The sequence below is a fragment of the Massilia violaceinigra genome (assembly GCF_002752675.1).
Classification (GTDB): domain Bacteria; phylum Pseudomonadota; class Gammaproteobacteria; order Burkholderiales; family Burkholderiaceae_D; genus Telluria_A; species Telluria_A violaceinigra.
On the sequence record NZ_CP024608.1, the window covers coordinates 5,689,458 to 5,708,700 of the forward strand.

Annotated in this window: 19 protein-coding genes; 4 read left to right on the forward strand and 15 right to left on the reverse strand. The window is 63.7% G+C overall.

The window, feature by feature from the left end:
• Window positions 1-3: 3 nt before the first annotated feature.
• On the reverse strand, window positions 4-1,254 hold the full coding sequence (locus CR152_RS24570) for an Hsp70 family protein (protein ID WP_099879386.1): 1,251 nt from the start codon (window positions 1,252-1,254) through the stop codon (window positions 4-6).
• Between the two features lie 196 nt (window positions 1,255-1,450).
• Here CR152_RS24570 and CR152_RS24575 point away from each other — a divergent pair, with 196 nt between their 5' ends.
• From CR152_RS24575 to CR152_RS24585, 3 genes are all read left to right on the forward strand, one after another.
• Window positions 1,451-2,524 (forward strand): LacI family DNA-binding transcriptional regulator, encoded by a 1,074-nt coding sequence (locus CR152_RS24575; RefSeq protein ID WP_099879388.1) that lies wholly within the window; start codon window positions 1,451-1,453, stop codon window positions 2,522-2,524.
• A 126-nt stretch (window positions 2,525-2,650) separates the two neighbouring features.
• The gene (gene ctaD / locus CR152_RS24580; RefSeq protein ID WP_099879390.1) at window positions 2,651-4,258 is read left to right on the forward strand and encodes a cytochrome c oxidase subunit I; all 1,608 of its coding nucleotides are present in this window, start codon (window positions 2,651-2,653) and stop codon (window positions 4,256-4,258) included.
• Window positions 4,259-4,263: 5 nt separating this feature from the next.
• The gene (locus tag CR152_RS24585; RefSeq protein WP_157778716.1) at window positions 4,264-4,713 is read left to right on the forward strand and encodes a DUF2244 domain-containing protein; all 450 of its coding nucleotides are present in this window, start codon (window positions 4,264-4,266) and stop codon (window positions 4,711-4,713) included.
• A gap of 126 nt (window positions 4,714-4,839) precedes the next feature.
• Here CR152_RS24585 and CR152_RS24590 read toward each other — a convergent pair whose 3' ends face one another.
• The 5 genes from CR152_RS24590 to CR152_RS24610 all read right to left on the reverse strand — a co-directional run bounded on the left by CR152_RS24590 (window position 4,840) and on the right by CR152_RS24610 (window position 10,193).
• On the reverse strand, window positions 4,840-6,939 hold the full coding sequence (locus CR152_RS24590; protein ID WP_099879394.1) for a methyl-accepting chemotaxis protein: 2,100 nt from the start codon (window positions 6,937-6,939) through the stop codon (window positions 4,840-4,842).
• Entirely contained in the window at window positions 6,939-7,751 is an 813-nt protein-coding gene (locus tag CR152_RS24595) for a TorF family putative porin (protein ID WP_099879396.1), read from the reverse strand. Before CR152_RS24595 ends, CR152_RS24590 begins: the two co-directional genes overlap by 1 nt.
• A gap of 440 nt (window positions 7,752-8,191) precedes the next feature.
• Window positions 8,192-9,010, reverse strand: coding sequence for an alpha/beta hydrolase (locus CR152_RS24600; protein ID WP_167399947.1), 819 nt, complete (start codon window positions 9,008-9,010; stop codon window positions 8,192-8,194).
• Between the two features lie 254 nt (window positions 9,011-9,264).
• Entirely contained in the window at window positions 9,265-9,849 is a 585-nt protein-coding gene (locus tag CR152_RS24605; protein WP_099879398.1) for a TetR/AcrR family transcriptional regulator, read from the reverse strand.
• A 2-nt stretch (window positions 9,850-9,851) separates the two neighbouring features.
• Window positions 9,852-10,193 (reverse strand): DMT family transporter, encoded by a 342-nt coding sequence (locus CR152_RS24610; RefSeq protein WP_099879400.1) that lies wholly within the window; start codon window positions 10,191-10,193, stop codon window positions 9,852-9,854.
• A gap of 157 nt (window positions 10,194-10,350) precedes the next feature.
• Here CR152_RS24610 and CR152_RS24615 point away from each other — a divergent pair, with 157 nt between their 5' ends.
• Complete coding sequence (locus CR152_RS24615; RefSeq protein ID WP_167399948.1) at window positions 10,351-11,841, forward strand: serine hydrolase; 1,491 nt, start codon at window positions 10,351-10,353, stop codon at window positions 11,839-11,841.
• Between the two features lie 13 nt (window positions 11,842-11,854).
• Here CR152_RS24615 and CR152_RS24620 read toward each other — a convergent pair whose 3' ends face one another.
• The 9 genes from CR152_RS24620 to tnpA form a co-directional block, all read right to left on the reverse strand.
• The gene (locus tag CR152_RS24620) at window positions 11,855-12,052 is read right to left on the reverse strand and encodes a hypothetical protein (RefSeq protein WP_099879404.1); all 198 of its coding nucleotides are present in this window, start codon (window positions 12,050-12,052) and stop codon (window positions 11,855-11,857) included.
• A 163-nt stretch (window positions 12,053-12,215) separates the two neighbouring features.
• Window positions 12,216-12,410 (reverse strand): hypothetical protein, encoded by a 195-nt coding sequence (locus CR152_RS24625; RefSeq protein ID WP_157778717.1) that lies wholly within the window; start codon window positions 12,408-12,410, stop codon window positions 12,216-12,218.
• Window positions 12,411-12,421: 11 nt separating this feature from the next.
• On the reverse strand, window positions 12,422-12,664 hold the full coding sequence (locus tag CR152_RS24630; RefSeq protein ID WP_099879408.1) for a hypothetical protein: 243 nt from the start codon (window positions 12,662-12,664) through the stop codon (window positions 12,422-12,424).
• Between the two features lie 20 nt (window positions 12,665-12,684).
• A complete protein-coding gene (eat, locus tag CR152_RS24635; RefSeq protein WP_099879410.1) occupies window positions 12,685-14,058 on the reverse strand; it encodes an ethanolamine permease in 1,374 nt (457 codons plus the stop codon).
• Window positions 14,059-14,220: 162 nt separating this feature from the next.
• Window positions 14,221-14,808, reverse strand: a complete 588-nt coding sequence (locus CR152_RS24640; protein ID WP_099879412.1) for a hypothetical protein — start codon at window positions 14,806-14,808, stop codon at window positions 14,221-14,223.
• A gap of 180 nt (window positions 14,809-14,988) precedes the next feature.
• Window positions 14,989-16,584: a hypothetical protein gene (locus CR152_RS24645; protein ID WP_157778718.1), complete on the reverse strand. Its 1,596-nt coding sequence runs from the start codon at window positions 16,582-16,584 to the stop codon at window positions 14,989-14,991.
• Between the two features lie 111 nt (window positions 16,585-16,695).
• Window positions 16,696-18,240, reverse strand: coding sequence for an IS66 family transposase (tnpC, locus tag CR152_RS24650; RefSeq protein ID WP_099879416.1), 1,545 nt, complete (start codon window positions 18,238-18,240; stop codon window positions 16,696-16,698).
• Window positions 18,241-18,269: 29 nt separating this feature from the next.
• Complete coding sequence (gene tnpB, locus CR152_RS24655; RefSeq protein ID WP_099878438.1) at window positions 18,270-18,617, reverse strand: IS66 family insertion sequence element accessory protein TnpB; 348 nt, start codon at window positions 18,615-18,617, stop codon at window positions 18,270-18,272.
• Entirely contained in the window at window positions 18,614-18,994 is a 381-nt protein-coding gene (tnpA, locus tag CR152_RS24660) for an IS66-like element accessory protein TnpA (protein WP_099879418.1), read from the reverse strand. Before tnpA ends, tnpB begins: the two co-directional genes overlap by 4 nt.
• Window positions 18,995-19,243: the final 249 nt, after the last annotated feature.

The following is a 19,243-nucleotide window of genomic DNA, read 5'->3' on the forward strand; positions in this document are numbered from 1 at the left end:
GTCCTAACCGAACTTGCGCACGGCGTCGAGCGCGAGGCCGGCGCCGATGCTGCCGAACAGGTCGCCTTCGACCTTGAGCGCGTTCGGCACCAGCGCGCCTATGCGCTCGCGCAACATGCGCACGCCGCTCGAGCCGCCGGTGAAGAACACGGTGTCGACCGCATCCGGGGACACGCCGGCATCGGCCAGCAGTTTCAGAACGGTCTGGTCGATGCTGCCGACCAGGTGGCTGATGGCTTCGTCGAACTCGCTGCGCTGCAGCAGCAGGTCGACCGGCGGCGACAGGCGGTCCAGCGCGAGCGTGGCGCTGGCCGCGTCGGACAGGGCGATCTTGCCCTCTTCCACCTGCATCGCCAGCCAGTGGCCGGAGCGCTCCTCGATCAGGCGCTGCAGACGGCCCAGCTTGTCCGGCTCGCGGGCGTCGCGCGCCACGTCGGCCAGCTGCGCCGCGGCCTTCTTGGTGTAGGCCAGGTTGATGGTGTGCCAGGTCGCCAGGTTGAAGAAATAGCTCGACGGGATCGCGCTATTGTTATTGAGCAGGGTCTGGTAACCGAGCAGCGGCATCACCGACGCCAGGCTCAGGTATTTATCGAAGTCGGTGCCGCCGATGTGCACCCCGCCAGTGGCGAGGATATCGTCGCGCCGCTCGGCCTTGAGCGCCCGTTCGGGCGACAGGCGCACCAGCGAAAAGTCGGAGGTACCGCCGCCGATGTCGGCGATCAGCACCAGTTCCTCGCGCCGGATCTGCGACTCGTAGTCGAAGGCGGCCGCGATCGGCTCGTACTGGAAGGCCACGTGCTCGAAGCCGACCGAACGCGCCACCTCGGCCAGGGTATCCTCGGCCAGGCGGTCGGCGGCCGTGCTGTCGTCGATGAAGAACACGGGACGGCCGAACACGGCCGAGTTGAAGCTGCGCCCCGCTTCGCGTTCGGCACGGCGCTTGACCTCGCCGATGAAGTGCGAGAGCAGCATGCGGAACGGCAAGGCGCGCCCGCCGACCTCGGTCTGGCCGTCGATCAGGCTCGTGCCGAGCAAGCTCTTGAGCGAGCGCATGAGGCGCCCCTCGTAGCCGGCAAGATAGCCTGCCAGGGCCGCGCGGCCATAGCTGACCTCCTCGTCCTCGGCGTTAAAAAACACCACCGAGGGCAAGGTAGCCTTGCCATCCTCGAGGGCGAGCAGAGCCGACTGACCGGGGCGGACCCAGCCTACTGTTGAGTTTGACGTTCCGAAATCGACGCCGCAAGCATTCGCCATGGTACCCTTTAGATTAAGGGGCGATATTATACCAGAGTACGGCTGAAGCGGGCATCCCCTTGGATTGTCGCCGTGGAGCAACTGAAAAGCACCGATTCCCGCCTTGCCAAATTTCTCTACAGTAAAAGTATTGCCACATAGAAAGCCAGGGTCTACACTGGGCAGTCCAGCAAGGATTGTTATCCAGAAGAAATTAATGACCCACACCCCCGCGCCGCTGCATCCGAGCATTGCCGACCTCAAGGAGCTGATCCATAGCGAAGCGCGCCGGGTCACCTCGTATGACGTGGCCAGCGCGGCGGGCGTGTCGCAGTCGGCCGTGTCGCGCTGCTTCAAGCCGGGCGCGAGCGTGTCGAAAGCGACCTTCGCGCGGGTCATGCAGGCCGCGGCCGAGCTCGACTATACGCCGAACGCGGCCGCGCGCAGCCTGATCACGCGCCGCTCCAACCTGATCGCGGTGGTGCTGTCGGACATCGTGACCCTGCACTATCCCCAGATCCTGTCCGAGCTGAGCCGGCAATTCGGCCAGCACGGCATGCGCGTGCTGCTGTTTTCGCTGGCGCGCGAAGGCGATATCGGCGCCACCCTGGCCGATGTCTGGCAGCACCAGGTCGACGGCGCGGTGCTGGCCGCCACCCTGACCCACGAACAGGCCGCCGAATTCGAGCGGCGCCGCATTCCCTTCGTGCTGTTCAACCGCACCCTGCGCGACCGTACCGTCAACGCCGTCGTGTGCGACCAGGTGGAAGGAGCGCGCCTGCTGGTGTCGCGCCTGGCGGCGGGCGGGCACAAGCGTTTCGCCATGATCGACGGCCCGCACGATTCGGCCATCGCGCAGGACCGCAAGCGCGGCGTGGCCGGGCGCCTGGCCGAGCTGGGCCTGCCCGCGCCCCTGGTCGTCAGCGGCGACTACGACTACGCCAGCGGCGGGCGCGGCCTGCGCGAAATCATCGCCGGCCTGGGCCGGCTGCCGGACGCGGTCATGTGCGGCAACGACATCATGGCCATCGGCTGCCTGGACACGGCGCGCCACCACCTGGGGCTGGACGTGCCGGGCCAGTTGTCAGTGACTGGCTTCGACGGCATGGCGCCGGCGGGCTGGCTCAGCTACAACCTGACCACCCTGCGCCAACCGGTGCAGACCATGACCCTGGCCGCCAGCGCGATGCTGACCGGCCTCATCTGCACCAGCACGGGCTGCCCCGAGCGGCGCGTGTTTTCCGCCACCGTGGTCGAGGGCGCCACGGCGCGCCTGGGACCGGGCGCCTGAGACGAGGTCGTCACCCGCTTCAAAAAGTTCCCTCCAAAACGCACCCGCTTGACCCGCGCCAAAGCCCGCATGCCGGGGAATCGTGCGCCGGGGCGCGCTCGCTATAGTCATCCGTGACATCGATGCATGGAGAGCCTGATGAGCGTGACGATCCTACCCGGCCAGGGCGAGCTGGCCCATGACGAACAGCACACCCGCCCGCACGGCTGGCGGCGCTGGCTGTACGCAACCAATCACAAGGATATCGGCACGCTGTATCTGTGGTTTTCGCTCGGCATGTTCATGGCCGGCGGCGTGCTGGCCCTCTTCATCCGGCTCGAACTGTTCCAGCCCGGCCTGCAGTTTTTCTATCCGGAGCTGTACAACCAGTTCGTCACCGTGCACGGGCTGGTGATGGTGTTCGGGGCCATCATGCCGGCCTTCGTGGGCTTCGCCAACTGGATGATTCCCTTGCAGATCGGCGCGTCCGACATGGCGTTCGCGCGCATGAACAATTTTTCGTTCTGGCTGCTGCCGCCGGCCGCCGTGCTGCTGCTGGCGGCCTTCTCCACGGGCGGCGGCGCCAGCGCGTCGGGCTGGACCCTGTACCCGCCGCTGTCGCTGCAAATGGGCGCGGGGATGGACCTGACCATCTTTGCCATCCACCTGATGGGCGCCTCGTCGATCATGGGCGCCATCAACATCATCACCACCATCCTCAACATGCGCGCGCCCGGCATGGGCCTGATGAAGATGCCGATGTTCTGCTGGACCTGGCTGATCACCGCCTACCTCTTGATCGCCGTCATGCCGGTGCTGGCGTGCGCGGTGACCATGCTGCTCACCGACCGCCACTTCGGCACCACCTTCTTCAACGCGGCCGGCGGAGGCGATCCGATCATGTACCAGCACATTTTCTGGTTCTTCGGCCACCCGGAGGTGTACATCATGATCCTGCCCGGCTTCGGCATGATTTCGCACATCATTCCCGCCTTCGCGCGCAAGCCGCTGTTCGGCTACGCCTCGATGGTGTACGCCACGGCCGCCATCGCCATCGTGTCGTTCATCGTCTGGGCGCACCACATGTTCACCACCGGCATGCCGGTCACGGCCCAGCTGTTCTTCATGTACGCCACCATGCTGGTCGCCGTGCCGACCGGGGTCAAGGTATTCAACTGGATCGCGACCATGTGGAACGGTTCCCTGACCCTGGAAACGCCGATGCTGTTCGCCATCGGCTTCATCTGGGTGTTCACCATCGGCGGACTGTCCGGCCTGCTGCTGGCGGTCGTTCCCATCGATATCCAGGTGCACGACACCTACTATGTCGTGGCGCACTTTCACTACGTGCTGGTGGCCGGCTCGCTGTTCTGCCTGTTCGCCGGCTTTTACTACTGGGTGCCGAAATGGACCGGCCACATGTACAACGAATGGCGCGGCAAGTTCCATTTCTGGAACTCGCTCATCTGGGTGAATGTGACCTTCTTCCCGATGCACTTCCTGGGGCTGGCCGGCATGCCGCGCCGCTATGCCGACTATGCCACGCAGTTCACGGACTTCCACATGCTCACCTCGGTTGGCGCTTTTCTGTTCGGACTGACGCAGGCATACTGGCTGTTTGCCGTCGTGCTGCCCACCGTGCGCGGGGGCGAGAAGGCCGCGGCCAAGCCGTGGGATGGCGCGGAGGGACTCGAATGGACGGTCCCCAGTCCCGCCCCCTTCCACACCTTTGAAACGCCGCCGCTGGTCAAGTAATGCTCATGGAACGCGAATGGCTATTGAAGAAAAACTGTTCGATGTCGCCGCGCCAGGTGGGCGTGGCGTATGGCTTGCTGTGCCTGTTCCTGCTGGTGATCGGGCTGGGGTTTGCGCTGCATGGCGCGTGGTTCGTGCTGGTTTTTGCGCTGCTCGACATCGGCGTGCTGGCGGCGGCGCTGCTGTGCTATGCGCGCCACGCGGGCGACCGCGAACGCATCGCGCTCAATGACGGCTGCCTGCTCGTCGAGCGGGTCGAGGCGGGCCAGCTGAGGAGCATCAGGCTGGAGGCGTGCTGGACCCGCATCGCCATGCCGGACCGCCAGCGCAGCCTGATCGCGCTGGAGTCGCGCGGGGTGCGGGTCGAGATCGGCGGGTTTGTCGGGGAGGAATTGCGTGAACAGGTGGCGCAGGAATTGCGCAGCGAACTGCGCAAGACAGCGTTTTTGCGTTAAGAAAATGCGCGCGTGGGCGCGCTGGGTCGCGCTCGGCGACGGTCAGCCGTGGGTGGGTCGGGTCGCGGCTGACGCGGCAAGCACCAAGGCACGGCGCGCGCATTGCGCACGCGCCGTGAACCTGCGTCAGAACTCGTCCCACTCCTCGGCTGCCGGCGCTTTCGTCAGCGCCGGCTTGGCCTTCATGACCGCCAGGTGCGACGACGGGGTCGACCGCGCCACTGGCGCCGCACTGCGTGGGGCGGCGCCGTTATGCCGGTCGTCGAGCTTGAAGACATTCACCGCGCGCGCCAGTTGCGTCGCCTGGAACTGCAGGCTTTCCGCCGCCGCGGCCGCTTCTTCCACCAGCGCCGCATTTTGCTGGGTCACGCCATCCATTTCGGCAATCGCCTGGTTGACCTGGGAAATGCCCTGGCTTTGCTCGCCCGTGGCCACCGTGATCTCGGCGATGATCGCATTGACCCGGCTGACACTGGCCACCACCTGCTCCATGGTACTGCCGGCTTCGTCGACCTGGCGGCTGCCGATGGCCACCTTGCCCACCGAATCGTCGATCAGGGCCTTGATTTCCTTGGCCGCCGCCGCGCTGCGCTGGGCCAGGTTGCGCACTTCCGAGGCCACGACCGCAAAGCCACGTCCCTGTTCACCCGCGCGCGCCGCTTCCACCGCGGCGTTCAGGGCCAGGATATTGGTCTGGAAGGCAATCCCATCGATGACGCTGATAATGTCGACGATCTTGTTGGACGACTCGTTAATCGACGTCATCGTTGCAATCACCTGCGACACCGCCGCCCCGCTCTTGCGCGCCACGTCCGAGGCCGATGCCGCCAGCTGGTTGGCCTGCTTGGCGTTTTCGGCATTGTCCCTGACGGTCGCGGTCAGCTCTTCGATCGAGGCTGCCGTTTCCTCCAGCGAACTGGCCTGCTGCTCGGTGCGCGCCGACAGGTCGTTGTTGCCCTGCGCGATTTCGGAACTGGACTGGGCCACGTTGTCGGCGCTTTCGTGCACCTGCACCAGCACGGTATGGATCTTGGCCACGAAGGCATTGAAGCCGGCGCCGATGACGGCCAGTTCATCCTTGCCGTGCACGTCGAGCCGCACCCGCAGGTCGGCCTCGCCCGAGGACAGGTTGGTCATCGTCTTACCCAGGGTGCGCAGCGGACGGGTCAGGCGCGATACCACCAGCACCAGGATGCCGGCCGTGGCCAGCGCGCAGACCAGCGCGACGATCAGGGTGTACAGCAGCAACTCGCGCGCCGGCGCCGTTGCCACACTCTTCGGAAAACTCAGCTCCACGCTCCAGGGCGCAATCTCCGGGTGAATCGAGAGCGGCTGCAGCAGCCGGATGTTGCCGCGACCATCGTCAAATTCGTAGGCCTGGCCCTGGCGGATGCGTTCGAGCGCGGCCGGCGGCAGGTCGTCGGCCGGTTTGCCCAGGCGCGCCGGCACCGGATTGCTGGCATACAAGCCACCGTTGGAGATCAACGACAATTTGCCGCCCTCGATGACCTTCAGTTCGGCCAGGATGGTGGTCAGGCGCGGCAGCATGAAGTCGGCGCTGGCCGTGCCGATGAACTTGCCCTCGATCATGATCGGCGCCACCAGGGACGCCATCAACACATCCTTGCCCGCCACCGGATACACGTACGGCTCGGTGAAAAATACCTTGCCGCTGCGCTTGGGAATGTCGTACCAGTCATTGGCGCCGGCATCGGTGCCGAAGACGATCGGTTCGACATTCACTTCATTCTTGGCATTGCGGGTGAAATACGGCATGAAGCGGCCGCTGGCGTCGTAATGCGGCTTCTTGTCGGCGAATTCGGCATCCTTGGCGTCGAGTGCGTTCGCCTCGAAGGTCACCGCCGCGCCGATCAGGTCCTCGCTCCCCAGCAGGGTCGCCTTGGTCAGCTCATAGATCTGCTCGCGCTGCAAGGGCTGGCCCAAGGCCTTGGTCGAGCGCATCGCCGAGCCGAGGCTGATGATGCTGGCCAGATTGGTCGACAGCCGGCTCTGCAGCGCGCCAACGACCTCGCGCGAGGAAGTGCGCGCCAGTTCCATGGCGGCCGCTTCCGCACTGGCGCTGCTCTTGAAGCCGATCACGGCCGCCGTGACGCCCAGGCTCAACACCACCAGCGCGGTGGCGGCGATACAAATCTTGCTGTTCAGCGAAAGACCCGATCCGAATGCTGCCATGGTTTTCTTATCCTCTTCGGTATTATTGGTCATTAAAATGTCTTGGTCAGCGCCACCACAAAGGTTCCGACGGCTGGATTCGATACCGCCACCTTGCCGGACGAATCGGGAATGCCGAGCGTATAGGCGTCGTAGGCATTGGTGGCGCCGCGCGCCTTGGTGTACGCGCCCGACACGGTCCAGCCGCCGTCGAAAGCCTTGCTCACGCCCACCTTCACATCGCGCCAGTTCCAGATATCGTTGCCAGCGCCATCGACCCGGCCATCGCCCGCATGCAGGTTCAGGGTGTAGCCCGAGCCGAGGTCGACATTGGCGCCCACGTCCAGGTAACCGGTGCCGCGCGCATTGGTGATGCCGAAGAAGTCCTTGGTATAGGTGCTGTTGTACTTGGCGTAGAAAAACTTGTACGTCATGCCCAGCGACAGTTCGCCGTAGTCGTACGACACGCCGGTGGCGTGGTACTCGGCGCCGGGATATTTGTAGTAATACACGAGCGCGCTGTAGCCGATGGGACCGGCCGTGCCTGTGTAGCCGCCGTACATGTCGACTTCGAGCGTGCCGTCTTCGACGAAGCGGTTGCTGACGGTCGACATCCAGATCCCCGCCGAGAGCCCGCTGGGGTGGCCGATATCGAAGCCGCCCTGCAGCGCAGGCTTGCCCCAGGTCTGGCGGAAGCCCCGCGAAATGTACTGCGATGCGAGGGTGACGTTGGCGGTCATGGTGGTCGTGGGCGCCGCGGCGGCCGGTTTGGCATCGGCCGGGGTGCTCTGGGCAGATGCCTGGGAAGCGAGCGCGAGCAAGGTGACGATAGAAAGCGCGTAATGCTGTTTGACGATAGATGGCATCTTGAATTTTCCGTAAGGTTACTGGACACGCAAGGGCATGCGCACCAGGTACATCTTGAGCGAAGAGTCAGACGAGGGTCAGGTCAAACATGCGGCTGTATCTGCCGGCGGAGTTGGGGCCGGCAACGGCACCCGGTCATGCTGGGGCTCGGAACAAAGTGGACTTGCGCATGCGCAGGCCATGCGCCAAGGATAGGCGCGAGCGCGCGCCAATGTCAAACGTGTTGCACTCAGAGAAGGAAATCCGTTGTATAACGGAGAGTGGAGCGCCGCCAGACACCTCTGCTGGCCAACTGCGCGCGCTGCATTGCCCGGCACGCGGATGGTGAACGGCACCGTTTCACCTTGCCGCAGCGATATTCCGGCAACGCGGCTCGCACTGCGGCGATGCCGTTGCGACATCCCCTCAGGGGTTGGGCGTGGCCCGCGCGCTGTCCTGCTTACGGTGCCGCGCCCGGCGCCTTGCCCGTGCCGTACACCGTTTCCAGCGCCAGCGCTTCGCTCGCGCGGTAGATCGTGTCGTGGCGCTCTGTCGGCATCGGCTGATAGGTCCAGCTGACGCTGGCCGGCGCGTGCGCGCGCAGCGATGCCGCCAGGCGCGCCATGCCGAGCACGATGTTCTCCTCATCGGCCGAGGTCAGGAAAATCTTCGTCGGCTTGGCCGGCAGTGCCTTGATGCGCACATCCGCGGCGCGCACCAGCGCTTCATCATTCCACCAGACGCTCGGGCTGATCGCCACGTAGCGGTCGAACAGTTCCGGCTCGGCCAGCAAGGTCTCGACGATGAACAGACCCGCCAGCGACTCGCCCACGATGCCGCTGTCGGCCGTGGTGCGGTAGTGCGAGCGGATGTGCGGCATCAGCTCGGTGCGGATGAACTGGCGAAATGCCGCCGAGCCGCCCACACGGAGCGCGATTTTCTTGTCGTTCGCCACCGTAGTCGGCCCGGTGAGGTCGCGCCGCCGCTCCGTGTTTTCGATGCCCACCAACAGCACCGGCATCATGCGCCCGGCCGCCACCAGCGTCTGCACGGTCTCGGCCACGTGCGGGAAGTCTTCGGCCTTGCCGCCGTCCGGCATGTAGAGCACCGGCAAGGGGGCTCCCGTTTCTGCGCCGTGACCGCTCGGCACGAACACATTGATACGCCGTGTTTCCGACAACACCTTCGAATCGAGCGTGAACGTCTGCGACGCCACCGGCGCGGCAAACGACTGTACGGCGGCACAGCCAACCATCAAGGCAAGCAGAACATTTTTCATGGGAAGTCCAGAGTGGAAAGAGCAACATACTGCCACTGAAACATTGTCTATACAACACAGTTGCCACGTGAGCGGCGCCGGGATGCTCGGGCCCGTCATGCAGAGGCGCTGCATTCTCAGCTCGTTGCACGGATTTCCAGGGTACGGGCCATGGCGCTGCGCCCCTGCCCAGTTATAGTCCCAGGAACAGACCCTCTGAACAAAAGCGGGCAGCCATGCCGGAGGCACGTATTTTCAAGGGCGCCGGCGATGCTTCACGATGGCTTGTCCGGCGCCGCATGCGCGCCCGCCAGCAGAAGCAGCTGATCGCGCACGCGCGGAAAATACGCCGGCCGCTCGCCGCGCGCAAGCAGCCAGTCGAACCAGGCACCGTCGGCGGCCAGCCGCACCACTTCCAGTACCGGCGCGCCATCGGTGTCCGCATGCGCCGCCAGGCGGCGCGCCAGCCACGCATCCCAACGATGCTTGAGCGCGGGATCGGCGATCAGCGACACCGGCAGCGCAACGCTCCAGGCACTCGCAGGATCGGCCGGCACGTCGGCGAACACAATGCGCACGTAAGCGCGCGTAAAGCAGCCGTAGGAGCCTTCGTCACCGGCAAGGCACGCGTCCAGATCGGCGTCCAGGCGCGCGACCATGTCGTCGAACATGCTCTCGACCAGGGCCTGCTTGTTGGCGAAGTGGTGGAACAAGCCGCCCTTGCTTACCCCGGCCGCCTGCGCCACGGCCTGCACGGTGACCCCGGCCAGCCCTTCCTCGACTGCAATCTTCGCAGCGCAGCTGAGCAAGGCGCTCCTGACGCGCTCGGGCTGTTTCTTCCGCGTGGAACCGGTATCCATGGTCAATGCGCCGTCGAGGTCGAAAAGGCCTGGACCAGCACCACGCCCGTCACAATCAGGCCGATGCCGACGATGGCCACCGGATCGAGACGCTGCTTGAACACGATCACGCCGATCACCGCCGTCAGGACAATGCCCACGCCGCCCCAGATGGCATACGCCACGCCCAGCGGCACATGCTTCAATGCCAGCGACAGGAGATAGAACGAGCCCGCATAACACAGCGCCATCAGCCCGGTTGGCAGCATCTTGCTGAACTGCTCGGATTTGCCGAGGAACGTGGTGCCGATCACTTCGCACACGATGGCGCCTGCCAGTGCAAGATAGGAAAACCAGGCTGTCATGATCAACTCCGTCAATGTAATCAGCCCTGATTTTAACATACCGACCGCGCGGTATGTTTTGCAAAACATTGCAAGTTGTACTATTCCGCAGTCGACCTCTGCTGATAAACTGCAAGGCGCGCACCGCCTGTCCTGTGCACCTTACTCTCCGAAGACAATGACCCGACCATTTACCCTGCCCATCCTCGCAAGCTCCTGTCTTCTCGCCCTCGCCGCTACCAGCGCCAGCGCCCAATCCACCGTCCCGGTTCCCGCGACCGATGCCGAGATTCTCGCGATGATCAAGGCGCGCGTGGATATCGATAAAAAAGGCACGGGCATCGTGGTCGGCCTGATCGATCCGCGTGGCAGCCGGGTTATCTCGTACGGCTCGCTGAGCGTGGGTGGCGCACCGGTGGGCGCCGATTCGGTATTTGAAATCGGTTCGATCACCAAGGTATTTACCGCAACGCTGCTGAGCGACATGGTGCAGGGCGGCGACGTCAAGCTGGACGACCCGATCGGCGCTTACCTGCCCGCGGGCGTCAAAACACCGCTGTTCAAGGCCAAGCCGATTACCCTGCGCGAGCTGTCGGGGCACCTGTCGGGCTTACCGGGCATGCCGGCGAATCTGGCACCGGCCAATCCGGCCAACCCCTTTGCCGATTACACCGTGCCGCAAATGTACGCTGCCCTGAGCGCGTTCGAGCCCACGCGGGCCAGCGGCGAGATCTACGCCTATTCCAATTACGGCGTCGGCCTGCTTGGCCATATCCTCAGCCTGCGCGCCGGAAAGGATTTTGAAACCCTGGTACGCCAGCGCATCAACAAGCCGCTGGGCATGGACAGCACCGCCATTACCCTGAGCGCGGACATGAAAAAGCGTCTCGCGACCGGCTACGGAATGCCCGGCGTGCCGGCCCAGAATTGGGACATGCCAACACTGGCCGGCATGGGCGCGTTGCGCTCGACCACCGCCGACCTGCTCAAATTCGTCGGCGCCAATGCCGGCATTCTGCCCTCCCCGCTCTACCCTGCAATGCAGGCCGCGCACAAGCCGCAGCGCGCCATCGACAAGCGGCCGGGCGAATCGATCGCTCTGGGCTGGCATATTCTTGACGCCCACGGCTCGCGCATCGTCTGGCATACCGGCGGCACGGGCGGTTACCGTACCTATATCGGGTTCGACCAGGACACCCGGCGCGGCGTTGTCCTGATGTCGAACGCCCACAGCGGGTCCGAGGATATCGCGCGGCGCGCCCTCAACCGCGCCTTCCCCCTGACCGTGTACACCCCTCCTCCGGCAATGGTGGAGGCACTGGCAAAACGCGGTTACCAGCACATCGAAGCGATCTATCAGGAACTGCGCGCCGGCGACCCCCAGTTCAAACTTGGCGAACCGATGGTCAACCAGTGGGGCTACGAGATGCTCATGCAAGGCAAGCTGAAACAAAGCCTGGAGATCTTCAAGCTCAATGTCTCGCTTTACCCGGCCAGCAGCAATGTTTACGACAGCCTGGCCGAATCGTATGAAAAGAACGGACGCATGGAGGAAGCCATTGCCAGCTACCGGCGCGCGCTCGAGATCGATCCAGCGGCGAAGAACGCGCAGGACAACCTGAAAAGACTGGGCGTGCCGGCGCAAGGCGAACCGAAACAGTCCCAATAAGGGTACGGCGCGTTCAATCGCGCCGTCCGATCCAGCGCGCCAGCGTGTCGGTCAGGCTCGCGGAGGGCGGCGCGACACGCTGCTGGGCACTGGCGGTATTGGCGGGCGCCACACGCGCAAAGCCCGCGCGTTCAAGCTGCATGGCCAGTTCAGCGACAAGCTGCTCGAGCTCCACCCACAGCAGATCGCGCCCGCCGATATACACCTCCATCAGTTGTGACTCCCACAGCTGCAGCGCGCCGTTAGCGGCAAGCGCGCTGCGCCAGACCGAAAAACACTCCCCGGCGTCATAGCGTCCGTTTGACAGGCGCCTCCACGCCGGATGTCCTCCGATCGTTCGGTCCAGCAGCCAGTTGAAATGCTCAAGAGGTGTTTTATCGTGGCTGCAGTTCGGCCGCCACGCTTTTCTGCACCATGAACGGCGTGCCGAACCGGGGCCGGTACAACAAGGGCTGCGGCGGGGGCTCGAGCTTGATGCCGAAACTGACGTCCGTGTCGCGGATCTCGACCTCGTGTTCACCGATCCAACCGACGATGTCGGTATTGACCGTCGGGAAATCGTCGTCCATCGCGTACTCGATCATGCGCCAGAAGGCATTTTCGGAAAAACTGCGGAAACGAATGCCGTCATCGAGTTCGGTCCCGTCACCGCCGTGAGCCAGGCCGTGAGCGCGCCGGCATCCACGCCGTCCAGCCCGACCCAATCGTCGATCTGCTGGCTTGTGACGTAACTCCCCTTGAGCATGAATGGACCGTCCACCAGCGCGGCGCGCCTGAGAAAGGCTTCTTTCACCGCAATGCGCTGCGCGGTCGCTTCGGCCAAATCAGGCAGGTCGACAATGACTACGTGTGCGACGCCGCCAGCGTTGCGCGGCGCCCCGCCGTCGTCAGGAACACCACGTAGCCTGCCAGCAGCAAGCCGGCGAATACCATCGCCATCACAAAATTGTAGTAAACCATCGTTCCCAGGCACACCAGCGCTCCGAGCAGGGCGAACAGCGGAAAGAACGGGTACAGCGGCGCACTGAACGGCCGCACCATCTGCGGCTCGCTGCGGCGCAGCTTGAACAGCGCCAGCATGCTGACGATATACATCGTGATCGCCCCGAACACGGACATGGTGACAATATTGGCCGTCAAGGTCAGTCCGCCGATCTTGATCAGTTCATCGCTGTAGATCGCGGCGATGCCAACCACGCCGCCGGCCAGCACGGCGCGGTGCGGGGTCTGAAAGCGCGGATGAATCTTGGCAAAATAATGCGGCAGATAACCTTCGCGGGCGAGCGCGAAAATCTGGCGCGAATAGCCGAAGATAATGCCGTGGAAGGAGGCGACCAGGCCGAACAGGCCGAGCCAGACCAGCATGTGCAGCCAGCCGCTGCTGCCGCCGACGATCATTTTCATCGCCTGCGGCAGCGGATCGTTGATATTGGACAGCTTGGTCCAGTCGCCCGCCCCGCCGGCGAACAGCATCACGCCCAAGGCCAGCGCCACCAGGGTCAGGATGCCGCCGACGTAGGCGATGGGAATCGAGCGGCGCGGGTCTTTGGCCTCCTCCGCCGCCATTGCCACCCCTTCGATGGCCAGGAAAAACCAGATCGCAAACGGAATTGCCGCGAACATGCCTGGAATGGCCGCCATGCTGAAGCTGTCCTGGCCTGCCCATCCGCCCTTGGTGAAGTTGGCGAGCGAAAAGCCCGGAGCGACCACGCCCATGAATACCAGCAGCTCGAAAATTGCCACGATGGCCAGCAGCAGTTCCAGCGTGGCCGCCACCTGCACGCCGATGATGTTCATGGTCATGAAGATCAGGTAAGCGCCAAGCGCGACCAGCTTGGGATCGAGGGCGGGAAACTGCACGTTCATGTACGCGCCGATGGCCAGTGCGATGGCTGGCGGCGCGAACACGAACTCGATCAGCGTGGCGGCGCCGGCGATGTAGCCGCCGACCGGGCCGAAGGCGCGCTTGCTGTAGGCGAACGGGCCGCCCGCATGCGGGATCGAGGTGGTCAGTTCGGTAAAGCTGAAGATGAAGGTGGTGTACATGGCGGCGATGAAGAGCGCCGTCACGGCAAAGCCGAGGGTGCCGGCCGAGGCCCAGCCATAACTCCAGCCGAAATACTCGCCGGAAATGACCAGCCCGACGGCGATGCCCCACAATTGAAAGGTGCTTAGCGCCTGCTTGAGCGCGGGCGCGCCTGCGTTATTCGCGTTCATGAGTGACTCCAATCCGGGTAAGGTGGCGAAACTTGAGACGAAGATTGCTTGATGCGGTCAGCCCAATCGCAAGCGGGAAGGTGCTATCCGAAGAGGATAAACAGTGCCGACGAGTTAAGTATGCCGTTAAATCAACGGTTTTGGCGAAGAAAATTCAACACATCAGCGGTTAAAACCGACCCAGTAATACTCATCCTTGCCTTCACCCCTGAACAGGTAGCCGGTGCCCCAGAATGCGACGAAGTGCTGCTCGGTCATTCTGTTTGTCGGGTACCAGTCGGGCGCATGCTTTGCGGGATAAGCATGGCCCCAGACCGGCTTGAACCACAACGATGAGCCGGGATCCGGCACTGTTTTACCGGTTTTGAGGGTACCGTGATGAAATCCGGTAACGTCGTTGCGCCCGGCCAGCCACGCTTCGATGGCAGTGCTCAGTTGCGCCGAACGCATCTCGACATAGGAGATTCTGGAGGTGTCTTCCAGGGGACGTCTGCATTCGATCAGGAGGGAAGCGCGGGTGTACGCAATCTTCGCATGCGCGTTGCCTGGTGCAAGAACGCGCATCTCGATCGACATATCGGGCCTGCCGTCGCGCAGCGCGCTGTCGGCATGGCCAGCGGAAAACGTCCAGCTGAGCTGCTCGTAGTCGTTCGTCAGGCAAGCCGGCCTGCCCCAGCAATACATATAGGCTACGGCATACAACACGAAACCAATGACCACGGCATAGACGACGGTACTGATCTTTTTCAACTTGCTTCCCTTATATAGCGCATCGCCGCGGCCGTGGAGTGGGCATGCCTGCACGCCTCGCCCACATCGGCAGCCCGAAAATGATCGATAGCCGCGCCGGACCAGCCAGACAAAAAAGGCCTGCAACCTGGGTTGCAAGCCTGCGAATTCGGCACCAGTGGAGCCCGTTATGACATCATTTTACACGTGCATGGCGCTGGCCTTGTCGACCGACCAGCTGCCATCCATCGGGTCCGGATCGCCCTTGAGCAAAACCTGCTCGCTCAGGCTGCTCATCGATTGCTTGCGCTGGCTATCCCTTTCCTCTTCCGTCCGGCGTGGATCGCCGGTCAGGTAAGGCGCCAGCGCGGACAGCAGATCGCGCTGGAACGCTTGCTGGACTGGCGTGACCATATCGGACACCAGATTGCCCATCACATAACTCATCACGCGGGCCGACTGGGTGGCTGATTGATTAAGCGTGGCCTTGACCAGCCGCCCCTCGTTATACGCCAGATTTACGTCGCTGCTGGCGGCATCCTTGATCTGATGGAAATTGTAGTTTTGCGATTGCTCGGTGTAGTCCAGCTTCAGTTGCCCGCCAGGCGTGCCCGGCGTATGGAAGCTGGCGTTCAGCTCGGATTTCTGCTGCTGCGAAATCGAACGCTCGCCCTGGCTGCGCCCGCCGATGCTGGTGCTTTGCGACACGTCGTAGGTGAAGCTATCCTGTTCGCTCGGACGCATCGGATTGATCGACGTGGACGCCTGGCTCACCGATGCGCTGAAGTCGGCCAGCCCGGTGAGCGCGGCATGGTCCCCGGCCGCCAGCTCCCACTTGCCGCCCAGGGCGGCGCCGGCGCGCGGCTGTGCGGCGCCGACATTGGCGTTGAGGCCGGAAAAAGCGTCCTTGAACATCGTCATCAGCCCGCCGTCGGCACGGCCCCTGCTTGCCGCGTGGTCGAACTGCTTCAGGTGATTGGCCAGCGCCCTGGCCTGCTGTTCAGGGCTGCCCACGCCCGACAGGTTGCTGGTATCGACGCTGACCGACGCCGTGCCGGACGGGCCGCTCAGGCTTACCTTGCGGTGCGCGCCGTCGGCGCGAAAATCCAGCGCCTGCGTGCTGTCGGGATCGGTATCGAGTCTGATCACTGCGCGCAGGTCGACTGACGCCAGTGCGGACGGATCGAATTGGGTGAGGCCCGCCAGCCTGACCGAGGGCGGCTGTTCCGCCATGCCGTCGACGGCATCCTGGAAAGCGCCGGCCAGGCCGGCCAGCGCGCTGCGCTCCGCGTCGCTCAGTTCACCGCTGCTGCTCATCTGCACCGCCAGGCCATCGTCCTGGTTATCCAGCGCGAGCTTGACCTTGATGCCGCTTTTGGTGGTGATGCTGAGCGAGATCTTGTCGTCGCCCTGGCCATGCAAGGCGGGTGGTGCGGCCGAGATGCCGTAGGGCGACCACGGCGTTGCCGCAGGTGACAGCCGCACCGACTGCGAGACATGGCTGACGTCGCCCCTGAATTGCGTCAGCAGGGCCGCGCCCAGTCCGCTGAAACGGCCGGCCAGCGAGCGCGAAGCGACATTGGTGGCGATCAATGCGCTCACGCCGTCTTGCGCTGTCGATTCCCACGTCAGCGCGGAGGCGCCGTTCAGGGATGCCGAGACGCTCTGCGGGCTGAGATAGACGATGGTCGAGGGCGTCGCCCTCTGTACTGCTGGCGCTTCGCTCCGGCTAGTGGCGAGGGCCGGGCTACGCGCCGGTGAGGAGTTCCAGTTAGGGATGGACGTGATGGCGGTCATGGACACTGTGTGAAAATGGTGGTTACAACGTAAGCGTCGTCTCAGTGCCGTCTTGAGTCAGCCGTCGAATTCCCCGATGATGGCGTCACACCGCTGGGAAGTGGCGTGTTTTTAGGCAGGAGCCAACTGCCCGGCGCAATGCCAGGGCAGGAACTCGTCAACACGGTTGACGGGATGATCGGCGATGTGGGCTAGCACATGGCGCAACCAGGCTTCGGGGTCGACACCGTTCAGCTTGGCCGTCCCGATCAGCGAGTAGATGGCGGCAGCACGTTCGCCGCCCGTGTCGGCGCCAGCAAACAGGTAGTTGCGGCGACCGATGGCAACGCCACGCAGAGCGCGTTCTGCTGCGGAGTTGTCGATCTCGATCCGGCCGTCGTCGCAGTAGCGCCCCAGCGCGGGCCACAGATTGAGGGCGTACAGGATCGCTGCCGACGTATCGGACTTGCGTGAGAGCTTCTCAAGCATGCCACGCAGCCAAGGCTCCAGGTCCTCGATCAGCGGTTTGGCCTCAGCTTGTCGTACTTGCTGTCGCTCATTCGGTGGCTTGCCGCGGATCTTCGCTTCGATCGCGTACAGTTCACCGATGCGGCGCAGGGCTTCGGTCGTCAGTTCGGAAGGTCTGGCTTCGTGCAAGTCGTAGAATTTACGCCGCGCATGCGCCCAGCAGGCGGCCTCCTGGATCGCGCCGTCCTCGTAAAGTGCGTTGAAGCCGGCGTAGGCATCAGCTTGGAGCACGCCCTTGTAGTTGGCGAGGTGGGTCTGAGGATGGATGCCTTTGCGATCCGGCGTATAGGCAAACCACACGGCCGGCGCAGCGTTGTCGCCGCTCGGCCTGTCATCACGTACGTAGGTCCACAACCGCGCCGTCTTTGTCTTCCCATTGCCCGGTGCCAGCACTGGAATCGGGGTGTCGTCCGCGTGCAATTTGGCACCGGCCAACACATGACGCCGGATCGCGTCGACCAAGGGGCGCAGCAGCGCGCTGGCAGCACCGACCCAACTGGCGAGCAGCGCGCGATCCAGATCGACACCCTCGCGAGCATACATGACTGCCTGCCGATACAGCGGCAGGTGATCGGCGAACTTGGCCACCAGCACGTGTGCCAGCAAGCCAGGCCCGGCGATGCCGCGCTCGATGGGCCGGCTGGGCGCTGGCGCCTGCACGATGGCATCGCAGCAGCGGCATGCCAGCTTTGGCCGCACATGGCGGATCACACGGAAACTGGCCGGCACGTACTCCAATTGTTCCGCCACATCCTCGCCCAAGGGGCGCATTCGACCGCCGCAGGCCGAACACGCTTCAGTGCCAGGCGCATAAATCTTTTCGTCGCGCGGCAGATGGTCCGGCAGCGGCCTGCGCACCGATTTCTTGCGTGGCGCCCGATCCGCTTCGGGCATTTCCCGTTCTGCCTCGGCTTCATCAGCTTGCAGGTCTTCCAGCTGCAATTGAAGCTGCTTGATCTGGTGGTCGAGTTTCTCGGACTTGCGGCCGAACTGCATACGCCGCAGTTTGGCGATCGTCAATTTGAGGTGCTCAATTTCCGCAGCGCGCGTGTTCAGCTGCGCTTCCAGGCCCAGGATCTTTTCATCGCGCGCCAACAGCAAGGCCTTCAGGGCATTGATGTCGTTGGGCAGGTCGGTGGCGTTGATCATGCGCCAAGTTTACGCGAGCCCAACGACGTTTACAAGGCTGATGTCGGCACCCAGGTACGCTCCGGCCGGCGCCAGTCAATCCCCTCCAGCAGCATCGACAGCTGCGCCTGGCTTAGCGCTACGCTGCCGCTGTTTGCCTGCGGCCAGACGAAGCGGCCTTTCTCCAGGCGCTTGGCCAGCAGGCACAGGCCATCGCCAGTCCACCAGAGCACTTTAATCATGTCACCGCGCCGACCGCGGAACACGAACACGTGGCCGCTGTAGGGATTTTCGGTTAGCGCGTTCTCCACTCGTGCCGCGAGACCGTTCATGCCGGCACGCATGTCAGTGATGCCCGCTGCCAGCCAGATCCGCGTACCCGCAGGCAGCCCGATCATGGCAGCAGACGCGTCAACACTTGCGCTAGCGTTGTCGCGTCGACGCCGCCTTCCAGCCGCAATTGCACCGGTCCTACCGTCAGCAATATCACCCCTGATGACGGTGACGCACACTCGACATCCGCGCCCGCTGATTCGAGCACGGTGACCGGCAACAGCTGACCGGCCTTTTCGGCCCCGCCCTCCCGCATGTCGGCGAACTGCTTTCGCCAAGTGAAGACTTGGTTGGCATCGATATTGAACTCGCGGGCCAGGCGCGATACCGACGTCCCGGCAACGAGGGACCGGGCCACGACAGCACGTTTGAATTCGGTACTGTGCTGTCTGTAGGGCCCACGCTTGGCCGGCGGAATGACTGGTTGAATTTTTGTGTCCATAATTGAAGTTGTGGGCACAATTCATTTTGTACCCGCACTCAATCATGCCCCCAGCAGCTCAGGCGGTACAGACGTTGCTGGGAAGACGCTTACGTTACAACTCACTGAATGATTGTTTATCAACTGGACACTTAAAAACGGTCGGACCGTCGAAGCAACATTGTCATAAGGTTATAACGACCGCCGGCGGCGAATCATGAGGCCTCGCCGAAAATTCATATGATGAACGAGATGCGGATACGCCATGCA